The organism is Protofrankia sp. CiP1_Cm_nod1 (assembly GCF_920888515.1).
Taxonomy (GTDB): Bacteria; Actinomycetota; Actinomycetes; order Frankiales; family Frankiaceae; genus Protofrankia.
Window position 1 is genome coordinate 1 of sequence record NZ_CAKKTM010000453.1, and the last position, 11075, is coordinate 11075.

Here is an 11075-nt window from a genome sequence, read left to right on the forward strand (position 1 = left end):
GTCGGCCTCGGCAACCTGGCTCAGGTGAAGTCCCACGTCGCTACCGTAGCCTCCGCCTGACCACGGGTCTCGCAGGTGGCCGAGCATCCCACCTTCCCTGATCTGAGGCCGAGTCGCCGCGTCGCACCGACACCGGTGGGCGCAACGGAGCCGAATTCAGCGCAGTCCGTGCTCGTCGGGAAGGTCGGCGGCGACCAGATCCGTATGGATGAAGTCCTCGCCCTTGAACAACAGCGGTTCCCGTCGTTCAGCCGCAAGCGCATAGGCGAAACAGTCACCGAAGTTCAACCGGGCGGGACTACCGCTCCCCCTGCCGAAGTCTCGGTAGGCCTGCCGGGCGAGCGTCGCGTGCTCGGCCGTCACCGCCACCACCTCGATGTCCGCCACTCTTACCAGTTCGTCGAACCGGCGGCTCGCAACAGGGTCACGAGCCGAGTCGACGACGACCGCCGCCTCCACGTAGTTCACGGCAGACATGGCGGTGTCCGCCGAGACAAGAGCCGCCGCGTAAGCAGCCGCGTCAGGCTCGGCTCGGATGATAGCAACGAGGGCGGACGAATCCACGATCACGCCGGCAGCCCACGATCATCGTAGAGGTCGTCGATGCCGAACCTGCTCCCAGCAACCGCACCCGCTATCTGGCGGCCAAGAGCGACAATCCGCTCAACTCGCTGCTCGCCCGCTTCTGGGCCGGCCCGCATACGGTCGAGACGTTCGCGAATGGCCGTGGTCACCGCCGTCGCGATGCTCTCACCGGTCAGGTCAGCCAGCTCACGGCCAAGCCGCTGCGCCTCGTCGTTCTTGATGTTCAGCGCCACCGCAACCACTTCCACCATGGAGGCAAAATTTTCCTCCATGGTACCCCCCACGGGACGATCCGCCCCGCCTACCCCCGGCTCCTCGATTGTCCTATCGAAGCGCCGCGCGCCGATCAAACGATGCGTTACCAGGAAGACGCGGACCGTCCCGTCCCACTCCATCCTTCCGAAACCCGCTGGTCAAGAAGCATCCCGATCAGCAGCGCCAACGGATCGTTCGTCAGCAGCTCGTCCGCTGCCTCGATCTGGTTAAAGCGCAAGGCTCACGGCCCTGAAAGTAGCCGGCTCGGGCGGCCCGCCGGTCAGCGTGCCGGCTGACCGGCTCCACGTCATCGCCGAGGACTCGACGTGTGGCCCGGCCAGCTCCGGCAGGTCGGCCTGACGGACACTCCGGGATCCCGGTGGTCGCCGTATCGTTGGATCACGGCATGGTTCGCGGCACGTGCGGGTCACGTACGGTCCGAGCACGTACGGTCCGAGGAGGTGCGATTCGTGGCGACGAGCGGGGCGATGCTGGGCGCCCTCGGATTCACCTGGGATCGGTCCATGGTGAGCCGGGATATTCCGCGGTTCTCGGTCGAGCGCGCCGTCTGGCGGTTCCAGCGGTCGCTGCCGGAGTACGTGTGGGACGCGGCGGTGCTCGAGGGCAACCCGTTCACCTACCCCGAGGTCCAGACGCTGCTGGACGGGATCACCGTCGGCGGACGGAAGATCAGCGACGAACGTCAGATCCTGAACCTCGCCGAGGCGGCGAGCGAGCTCGGCCGGCTCGTCAGGACGCACGATTTCCGGTTGTCCAAGGAGGTCTCCGACAGGCTCCAGTTCCTGCTCGCTCGAGACGAGGCGCTGGAGTCAGGCCATTTCCGCGGTGAGGGCAGCGAGACCCTCACCCCTGGCGTCAGCCTCGGAGAACACGGCCGTTACCTACCGCCCGCCACCGAGCACGGCGGCGGGAACCTGCGCCGCATCTTCTCTCAGGGGCTGGAGTTCCTCTCCACCGAAATCGACGACGAGTTCGAGCAGGCCGTCGCCTATTTTCTCTTCGGCTCGCTGCAACAATTTTACTACGACGGCAACAAGCGTACCGCGCGCTACATGATGAATGGTCATCTCATGTCCCGGGGAATGGATGCCATCAGCGTCCCGGCCGCGCGCCGCCACGAGTTCAACACCGGGATGGTGGACTTCTTCCTGCGCAAGGACGGTACCGGCATGTTCGGCTTTCTGACATCCTGTCGGCTCGCCGCCGACAAGGGGGTCCTACCGCCTGGCGACGAGTAGACACTCACCGCCAGGCGGCCGTTCGCCGCTGTCCTGGCTGTGGCACCCGACGGCGCCCGGCCGCTCATCCGCCGGTCGCCTCATCCGCTGGTGAAGCTATCCGCTGGTGACGCTGAGGACGATCTTTCCCTGGATGTGGCCCTGCTCGGCTCGTTCGTGCGCGCGCCACGCCTCGGCGAGCCGGTGGACACTGTCGACGGCGACCCGGACGGCACCGGAGTCGAGCAGTCCGGCCAGTTCGGCGAGCTGGCGGCCGTCGGAGCGGACCTGGCCGCCCAGGAGCCGGATGCCCCGCCGGGCCAGGTCCTCCTCGCGGTAGTCGCCGAAGAAGACCGGGCTGAGCACTCCTCCGTCCCTGATCGCCGGGGTGAGACGGTGGCCGAGCGGGCCGCCGACGGTGTCGAACAGGTGGTCGACGCCCTTTGCCGCGTCCGCGACGTCGGTCGTCGTGTAGTCGATGTACTCGTCGGCCCCCAGCCCGCGCAGGAAGTCCTCGTGACGGGTGGACGCGACGGCGATGACCCGGGCGCCGAGATCGCGGGCAAGCTGGACGAGGAAGTGCCCGACGCCGCCGGCGGCACCGTTGACCAGCACGGTGCTCCCGGGGGTCACGGCAGCGTGGTCGACGACGTACTGCCAGGCGGTCAGGCCCGCCATCGGGACCGCCGCCGCGTGAACGTGGTCGATTCCGGCCGGCCTGCGCGCGAGGTCACCGACCGGCGCGGTGGTGTACTCGGCGTAACCTTTCGCCGCGCCCACCGTCGTCGGGAAGCGGAGCAGGCCGAAGACCTCGTCGCCCTCGGCCCACTCGGTGACGCCGGGTCCGGTCCCCACGACAACACCGGACACGTCCGTCCCAGGGGTGAACGGGAACTGGACCGCGGGCCGCATCGACTCGGGTATGAGGCTGAAGCCCGACCGCGCGTACCAGTCCGGCGGGTTCACGCCCGCGGCGTGCACCCGGACGAGAACCTCGCCCGGGCCGGGCTCGGGACGGTCCACATCATCAAGCTGGAGCACGCGGGGCGGACCGGTGCGATATACGCGAACGGACTTCATGGCGGGTCACCTTCCCTGGAGTCCGACGGATGGAGCAACGTCCGGAGCAGTGCTCCGAATATTAGACGGAACACTGCTCCGATTGCCAGGGAGGGCGCGTGAGATGACCGCTCAGCCGAGTCCGCCCGGTCACCGCGAGCGGCGCGCCGACGCACGCCGCAACTACGACCACATCCTCGTCACGGCGCGAGCCGTGCTGGCGGAGCAGGGAGTGCAGACGTCGCTGCGCGACGTCGCCCGCCGCGCGCAGGTCGGCCCAGGGAAGACTGCAACTCGCGGGGACATGATGTGGCTGATTCAGAAAAATCCCCACCAGCCCCGGAAGACGGCGGGGAGAAATGCCTGTGAGCTGAACGGCCGGCGGGCACCCCGTCAAGCGCGGGGAGCGCAGGACACACTCACGACCACTTCCGCACGACGACCGTCACTGCGTCCTCAACGATTGAGCTACTCCGGCACCATCCCGAGCCGATCCGGTGGATGTCTTCGTCGGGGAAACGGCAGAGAACCATCTCACCGCCGAGCGCGGCATCGGCCACGAACTCCAGCCGCTGTCGGGTATGGGCGACGCGGCATACATCGAGGACTACACGGTCTTCGTCAACAAGGACGGCTTCTGGGTATCGGTTGACCTGGTACGTGCCAATGACCCGCGGAAAACCGCGGGCCGCTCGAGGACCTGGCGCGCACGGCGGTGGCGCCGTGGCGGCTGGTGCCCGGCGGTGTCGACGGCGTCGAGGCGGGCCCGGATCCAGGCTCTGATCGCGGCTTCCGACGCCGCCGGGTCCACCCGTACCAGCACCCGCCAGATCGTCACCGGGCCTGGGATCCGCCCGGCGATCCCGAGACCGGCGCGGGCATCCGCGGGGAGGTCGGCGGTCCATTCCCCGATCGCCGCGAACGAGCGGGCGCCGCCGAGCATGGCGCACACCGCGATCGTCAGGAGCGCGGCGAAGGGGGGTGACGCACTGCGCGCCGTGTAGCGGGCCAGCTCGTCGAAGGGATCACCGAAGCCGTTTGCCAGCCGCCGGCTGGCGAACACTGTCTCGCCCGCAACGGCGGTTCAGCAGCTCGTCGGCCTCGGCGAGCTGACTCAGATGCAGTCCCATCGTCGATTTCCCTTCGACGGCCAGCCAGAGCCTTCGATCGTGCACATGGTGGGCCACGGTCGCCGGTTCACCTACCCGCCCAAGGTCAACACGGGCGGACGTCCCGACTCCACCTCAGCATCCGAGTATCGACGCGTAGCGTACCTAACGAAGCCTAACAAGATTTCGGTAGCCTTACAACATCGTGCTAGGCTCGCGTCAGGCTCTCGGGAGGCGATGGCATGGATGCGGACGGACTGGCCGAGATCGTTGTCTCGCTTCGCCGAATCGGCCGGGATGACACAGGTCTTGAGGTCAAGCTGGCGTCAACCGACAAGTTGCCGGGTGAGACCATACAGACACTTTGCGCATTCGCGAATACGCCGGGCGGCGGCACCCTGATCTTGGGCCTCGACGAGGCGCGCGGATTCGCGGCGACTGGGTGCGCGCATGCCGCGAAGCTCGCCGCCGACATCGCGGGGCTGTGTCGGGACGGCCTCGTTCCGCCGCTCATGCCTCTGATCAGCCTGCCGGAGCTCGAGGACAGGACCCTTGTCGTCGCCGAGGTGCCGGAGCTCAACCCGGCGGACAAGCCCTGTTATCTCCGGGGCAAAGGGCAGCCTAACGGCTCGTACATCCGCATCTCGGACGGGGATCATCGACTGACGTCGTACGAAGTAAGCCAACTGTTGATCAACCGAGGCCAGCCGACTTTCGACAAGGAACCCGTCGAAGAAGCAAGCAGAGCCGATCTGCACGACGAACTCGTCGCGGACTATCTACGGGACCTTCGCCGGTCCCGACCGACCTTGGCCCGCCGGGAAGACGAAGATCTACTTAGCCGGTGCGGAGTGCTGGTAAGAAGTGCACTGAGTGAAAAGAAGCTCGTGCCGTCCCTGGGTGGACTGCTCGCGCTGGGCCGGGATCCACAGGGTTTTGACTCACTGCGCGGATGCGCGATCACGGTGACCACGTACCCTACACCACGCAAGGGCGAGCCCGGTCCAGACGGACAGCGATTCCTCGATGACAAGATTCTTGAAGGACCAGCACCGATTCTTCTCGCAGAAGTTTTTGACGTCCTGAACGCCCGAATGAGCCGGCGCGGAATAGTGACGGGGATTGGCAGGGAAGATCGCTGGGAGTATCCACTGGAGGCACTTCGTGAGATCTTGGTCAACGCTGTAGCACACCGCGACTACAGTCCGATGTCCCGGGGGACACGCATCCATGTCGAGATGTACCCCGATCGCCTCGAGGTAATTTCGCCCGGTGGGCTCTTCGGGCCCGTCACCATCGACCGGCTGGGAGACGAGAGCATCGCATCTGCTCGTAACCGGGCGCTCGTCGACATCCTCGAAAATGTTCGTTTCCACCGCGATCGAAGGGCCCTGTGCGAGGGGCGGGCGACCGGTATCCCCACAGTTCTGAACAGCCTGCGTCAGGCTGGGCTCGTACCGCCCAGGTTCAAGGACAACATAAGCGACTTTCGAGTCATCATGCCAAACAGGGCCTTGCTCGACGAGAGCACCCGGGCCTGGCTGTACTCGCTCGGGCAGCCGGGCGTCTCTCCAACACAGGAGATGGCCCTCGCGGTACTTCGGACTGGCCGGGCGCTGACGAGCGACGAGTACCGAATCGAACTCGCGGTAGACAGCAAGGTCGCTCGTCGAGAGCTGGGGGATCTTGTCCAACGAGGTGTGGTCAGAATGGTCAACCAGCGCCGATGGGCAAGGTACGTCCTTGACGACGCGGCCGAGAATCCACACCCGACACTTTTCTCTGAACTCCCTGAACACGAGCCGCGTCACCAACACGTGAGGACCGGCCGCAACAGGGATACTCGTAAATCCATCACACGGAAACAACGTGTTCTGGAACTCCTGGCCGTCGAGTCGCCACTGACCCGCGCGGAGATCGCCGCCCGCCTTTCCTTGGGCGATCGGCAGGTTAGTTACGAGCTGACCAAGCTGATCGCCGAGGGACTGGTCGCCAGAACAACCGCCACCTACAGCGACCCTAATGCCGCGTATCGCCTCACGAGCGAGCCGGTATGAGTTCCACGCCGTTTCTTGAAGCCGGCCGGCCTGATCGAGGGGCGGCACAGTGCGACGAAGCCATCCCGAACTGACTCCGGTCCCGCCAGTCCCGGGGAAGACAGCGACTCGCGGGGACATGACATAGCCGATCCAGAAAAAAGCCCCGCCAGTCCCGGAGGACGGAGGGGAGAAAGTATTGGCCACGATACCGGTGCACGCTCTGGCCCGTCAAATGCTGACGCGGTCGCCCATTGTGGTGCTTCGCTCCGGCAGCCCGGCCCGCGGTGTTGGCGGGATGATTCGGCCTCAATGTCTCACCGCGACCCGACCTTCGTTCCCACGACGCACCCACCCAGACCGCTGCCACTTTCCGTTGTCGACGACACACGGATCTCGAGGCGACGTCCCGGTCCGCTCCTTGTTTACCGAATTTGCCGGTCCAGCACCATGCCTATGAGTAGCGCCAACGGGTCGTTCGTCAGCAGCCTGTCGGCCTCGTCGAGCTGACCGAGGTGCAGTCCCACGTCATCACCGTAGCCGACCGTGCCGCGGCGGCCGGCAAGCCGCCGGTCAGACTGTCGCGATCATGATGAGATGATTATCTGTCATTCTCTGCCTGACTGTCATTCGCCGCGCTAGTGTCATCCACTGACAGATATACATTGAGTGACAAAAGAGGGCCGGGATGGATCGGAAGTGGTTGGCGCTGGCCGGCGTCGCGGTGGCCGTCTTCGCCGTCGGCGTGGACGGGACGGTGCTGGCGGTGGCGTTGCCGACGCTTGCGGTGAAGCTGCATGCCTCGGCCACAGATCTGGTGTGGTTCTTCCTCGGCGTATCTGCTGACCTGGGCCGTGGCGATGCTGCCGCTGGGGTCGCTGGGCGACCGGTACGGGCGGCGCCGGGTGATGATCGCCTCTCTCGCCGCCTTCGGGGCCGCCTCGGCCTGGGCTGCCTGGTCGGGCTCGGCGGCCATGTTCATCGCCGCGCGCGCAGCGGGCGGAATCGCCGGGGCCGGCATCGTGGTGATGGCCATGTCGGCAGTCACGGTGATGTTCGCCGAGGACGAGCGTTCCCGGGCGGTCGGCGTGTGGGCGGGCGTGAACTTCCTGGCCCTGCCGACCGGACCGATTCTGGGCGGCTGGCTGCTCGACCGGTTCTGGTGGGGCTGGGTCTTCCTCATCAACGTGCCGGTCGTGGTCATCGCGCTGGTCGCGGTGGTGGCGCTGGTGCCAGAGTCCCGCGGGTCAGACCGGGGCCGGCTCGATCTCGTGGGGATGACTCTGTTCGGTGGCGGACTGGCCGGGCTGGTCTACGGGTGCGCCGAGGCGGGCACCCGTGGTTGGGGTTCGGCGGTCGTGAGCGCCGCGCTGCTGGCCGGCACCCTGCTGCTGATCGTTTTTGCGCTCTGGCAGCGTCGCCTCACCCGCGGCCTGCCCGCGGCGCCGGTGTCGGCTCGGGCGCGGGAGCCGCTGGTCGACATCGGCCTGTTCCGCATCCCCGAGTACGTCTGGGGCACGGTCCTGGCCTTCCTGTGCTCGTTGGCGATGATCGGGGTGCTGTTCACCCTGCCGCAGTATTTCCAGGCCGTGCTCGGCGTGGACTCCATCGGCTCCGGCCTGCGGCTCCTCCCGCTGCTCGGCGGGCTCGCCGTCGGCGCGACCGGTGCCGAGCCACTCACGAAGACGATCGGCGCGAAGGTGGTGCTCGTCGGCGGCTTCGCGGTGCTGGGCGCCGGCCTGATACTCGGGTCCGCGACGAGCACGGGCAACGGTTTCGGGTTCGTGTCCGCCTGGACCTCGATCACCGGCGCCGGGATCGGTACGGTCCTCGCCACGGCTACCGCCGCCGCGTCGCAGCCGCCGCCGGTCAGCCAGGCGGGTGGCGAGGCAATGATCGACGCAGCACGCGCTGACACCGTTGTCGAAGGGAGCGAGTAATTGTCGCGGGAGCGGCCATCGTGGAGCCAGACGCAGACCATCGCGCTCAAGCAGGCGATCCAGGCGGCCGCGCTGCGGCTTTTCGCCGAGCGAGGATACGCCGAGACCACGGTCAGTATGATCGCCGAAGAGGTCGGGGTCGCGGCGCGGACCTGCTTCCGGCACTTCCCGACCAAGCCCGACATGGTCCTGTGGGACGCCGCCGACTACGACCTGCTGGCCCACTTCCGCGCCCGCCCGGCAGGCGAGGGCGTCATCACGGCCTTCCGCGAGGCGCTGCGCGCCGGCTACGCCACCCTGAGTCCCGACCAGCGTGCCCTGGAGCAGCACCGCACCGAGCTCATCGCCGCGATACCCGAGGTCCGCGCGGCGCACCTGGATCACCTCACCTCCGCCACGCACGAGTTCACCGTGGCCGTGGCGGAACGGGCCGGACGCAAGGCGGACGACCCCGACGTCGTCGCGGTCACCGGCGCCATCATCGGCATCATGATGATCAGCCAGCTCGACACGTCCAGGCGACCCGCGCCGTCCTCGCCGCATCAGGACCCGGTCGTTGCGATCGACGACGCCCTGGCCCGGCTGCAACGCGGATTCAGCACACTCTGACCGGAAATGGCAGCAGCGGAACCACCGGCGGCAAGAAGAGCTCGCGGCGGCGCGACGTCGATTCCGCCGGTCCCGGAGCACGAATCGGCAGGCGGTCCCGCCCAGGGCGGCGAGCAACCACGCTCCGGCGGTCCTGCCCCGAGCCGGCGGGCAGAACCCTGATGGCCGCGACGTCGGCCTCATGTCCGCTGAATTGTCCGGTGGTCGGCTGTCAGCCCTGTTGGGTCAGAATTCCGGCGCGTGTTCCTGAGCGTCCAGCAGTTCGTCGCCGTGCTGGAGTGTCCAGTCGCCGAGCGCCTTCATGGGGCCGTCGACCAGGCTCCGTCGAGCCGCCAGCTCGAGGAGGTCGCGGGCTTCGTCATCGGGCTGGGGTTCGCGGGCTTTGATCCCGCCTCCGCCGTTCCCCGCGTCCCGGCATCGTCGACAGCCAGGCCGGATGAGGAGACAGCCGCTGTCCGACCAGGACGCGCCCGCTCGGTGGACGGAGCGATAACCGGGTGAGCCGGACGCGGCGGATGGGAGCAGACTTACCGCATGAGCCCCAGCAGTCGTGGCCGTAGGAGCGGGCGGAAACCCCCCACCAGGAACAACAGGACCAGGTCACGCCCCACCGCCGTGTCACGTGTGCCGGACACGCAGGGCACGTGTGACTGCCCGGCGTGCTCGGGCGCCGACGGGCTGGGGATGGTCGTCGGTGAGCTGACCACGAACGGGGAGCTCCTGCTCACCATCGACGATCCGATGGAGGCGGAAGTCCTTGGCGCGACGCTGGTCTCAGCCAGCGACCTGATCGGCGAGGACGCCGAGGAGGCGTTTACGCAAGGGCTCGTCCCGGCGTTGGAGTCCACGGGCGCCGTGGAGGCGCTGGCGACGCTGCTGGCGATCGGCTCCGTCTCGCCGGGCCGTCTCGGCGCGGCCGCGAACGACGCCGCCGACCGCCTGGCCGAGGCCGGCATCACCCGCCCGGTATGGGCGGACGAGCTGCAGGCACCGGTGACCGCCGATGGCTTCCAACGCCTGGATGACGACCAGGAAACGGCCTCGATACTGGTCTGCTCGTTCCATCGGGCGGGGCGGGGGCACGCCGTCATCATCAACGTTGACCGCAACGACTGCGGCGCCGCCGCCGACGTTCTCTTCCTCGACGCCGACAAGCTGCCCGAAGCGGTCGAAACGCTGCATGCCGCTGCCAGCTCCGAGGGCGTCCGGATCAGGGCCGAGAACCTCAGCCCGGAGGAGTTCCGCTGGCAGGCCGAGAACGCCCTCGCCGCGCGGGCGGTACACGACGCGGGCGACGTCGCTCTCAACCTGGCCGAATTCCTCGACGACGAGGACGACAGCCCGGCCTATCCGGCGCTGGCGATGCTGCTACGGGCCCGGCTGGCGACTCTGCCGGAGCCCGGCAGACCACCCGCGCCGCATCCCACCGACGACGAGGACGACATCGGCCCCGACCTGACGCGGCTGCTGATCCCTGGCGGCTTCGAACTGGCCCCGTCCGACGTCGCGCCGTCGGCGGCGCTGCCGGCGAAACGGAAGAAGGCGGCCGGGCCAGCGCCGGTCTATCAGATCAAGGTCGTTCTGCGTGGCACGAAACCGCCGATCTGGCGACGGCTGGAGGTGCCTGCCGACATCCGGCTCGACCGGCTGCACACCGTCATCCAGGCCGCGTTCGGCTGGTACGACACCCATCTTCACGTCTTCGAGACCCAGTATGGCAGTTTCAGCAGCCCCGACGCGGATCCGGGCTACCGCGCCGAGGCCGCGGTGACGCTGGAACAGGTCGTGCCCACCGCGAACGACAAGATTTTTTATACCTACGACTTCGGTGACAGCTGGGAACACGACATCCTGCTGGAGAAGGTCCTCAGCCCGGATCCGACGGTGCGCTATCCCCGCTGCACCGGCGGGCGCCGCGCCGCCCCACCGGAGGACTGCGGCGGCATCTGGGGATACGCCGAACTGCTACAGGTGCTGAAGGATCCCGACCACCCCGAGCACGACGAGAAGCTGGAATGGCTGGGCGTCGACAACGCCGTCGAGTTCGCCCCGGAGCGGTTCGACACCGTGGCGGTCAACCAGGCGCTGTCCGCCATCCCCTGACGCACACCGTCGCGCACGTCGAAACCCTCGTAACGCAGCGCCATGGCGACAAGATCGGTGATCGCCTCCTCGTCGTCCACGACGAGGACCCTGAGCGGATGCTCCATCCACCCAGTCTCACCCGTATCCCGCATCTCCCGC

General features: G+C 67.6%; 10 protein-coding genes and 3 pseudogenes. 7 read left to right on the forward strand and 6 right to left on the reverse strand.

Translation table 11 applies throughout. The annotated features are described in order from the left end of the window. Positions 1-156 precede the first annotated feature (156 nt). Both NBX02_RS20910 and NBX02_RS20915 read right to left on the reverse strand, forming a co-directional pair. Complete coding sequence (locus tag NBX02_RS20910) at positions 157-570, reverse strand: type II toxin-antitoxin system VapC family toxin (protein ID WP_445548563.1); 414 nt, start codon at positions 568-570, stop codon at positions 157-159. After that, complete coding sequence (locus NBX02_RS20915; RefSeq protein ID WP_250286654.1) at positions 567-980, reverse strand: type II toxin-antitoxin system VapB family antitoxin; 414 nt, start codon at positions 978-980, stop codon at positions 567-569. The genes NBX02_RS20910 and NBX02_RS20915 overlap by 4 nt, the downstream gene beginning before the upstream one ends. Before the next feature lie 330 nt (positions 981-1310). On the opposite strand from NBX02_RS20915, the gene NBX02_RS20920 reads away from it, so the two are divergent. After that, a complete protein-coding gene (locus NBX02_RS20920; RefSeq protein ID WP_250286656.1) occupies positions 1311-2099 on the forward strand; it encodes a cell filamentation protein Fic in 789 nt (262 codons plus the stop codon). A gap of 96 nt (positions 2100-2195) precedes the next feature. On the opposite strand, the gene NBX02_RS20925 is transcribed toward NBX02_RS20920, so the two are convergent. After that, positions 2196-3158 (reverse strand): NADP-dependent oxidoreductase, encoded by a 963-nt coding sequence (locus NBX02_RS20925; protein WP_250286658.1) that lies wholly within the window; start codon positions 3156-3158, stop codon positions 2196-2198. Positions 3159-3261: 103 nt separating this feature from the next. On the opposite strand from NBX02_RS20925, the pseudogene NBX02_RS20930 reads away from it, so the two are divergent. Beyond that, a pseudogene (locus NBX02_RS20930) lies at positions 3262-3414 on the forward strand (TetR/AcrR family transcriptional regulator); the annotation flags it as partial. A 330-nt stretch (positions 3415-3744) separates the two neighbouring features. Here NBX02_RS20930 and NBX02_RS20935 read toward each other — a convergent pair. Continuing rightward, entirely contained in the window at positions 3745-4200 is a 456-nt protein-coding gene (locus NBX02_RS20935) for a transposase family protein (RefSeq protein ID WP_250286660.1), read from the reverse strand. A 288-nt stretch (positions 4201-4488) separates the two neighbouring features. Here NBX02_RS20935 and NBX02_RS20940 point away from each other — a divergent pair, with 288 nt between their 5' ends. Further along, complete coding sequence (locus tag NBX02_RS20940; protein WP_250286661.1) at positions 4489-6303, forward strand: ATP-binding protein; 1815 nt, start codon at positions 4489-4491, stop codon at positions 6301-6303. A 410-nt stretch (positions 6304-6713) separates the two neighbouring features. Here NBX02_RS20940 and NBX02_RS20945 read toward each other — a convergent pair. Next, positions 6714-6809, reverse strand: a pseudogene (locus NBX02_RS20945) (HhH-GPD-type base excision DNA repair protein); the annotation flags it as partial. 270 nt (positions 6810-7079) lie between these two features. Between NBX02_RS20945 and NBX02_RS20950 the strand changes: the two are divergent. From NBX02_RS20950 to NBX02_RS20965, 4 genes are all read left to right on the forward strand, one after another. Continuing rightward, positions 7080-8222, forward strand: a complete 1143-nt coding sequence (locus NBX02_RS20950; protein ID WP_250292664.1) for an MFS transporter — start codon at positions 7080-7082, stop codon at positions 8220-8222. Beyond that, the gene (locus NBX02_RS20955; RefSeq protein WP_250282984.1) at positions 8223-8831 is read left to right on the forward strand and encodes a TetR family transcriptional regulator; all 609 of its coding nucleotides are present in this window, start codon (positions 8223-8225) and stop codon (positions 8829-8831) included. A gap of 240 nt (positions 8832-9071) precedes the next feature. Beyond that, positions 9072-9332 (forward strand): hypothetical protein, encoded by a 261-nt coding sequence (locus NBX02_RS20960; protein ID WP_250282986.1) that lies wholly within the window; start codon positions 9072-9074, stop codon positions 9330-9332. Positions 9333-9455: 123 nt separating this feature from the next. Then, on the forward strand, positions 9456-10934 hold the full coding sequence (locus NBX02_RS20965) for a plasmid pRiA4b ORF-3 family protein (RefSeq protein WP_250292667.1): 1479 nt from the start codon (positions 9456-9458) through the stop codon (positions 10932-10934). An 11-nt stretch (positions 10935-10945) separates the two neighbouring features. Here the strand turns inward: NBX02_RS20965 and NBX02_RS20970 are convergent. Next, positions 10946-11041: pseudogene (locus NBX02_RS20970) on the reverse strand (DNA-binding response regulator); the annotation flags it as partial. Positions 11042-11075 lie beyond the last annotated feature (34 nt).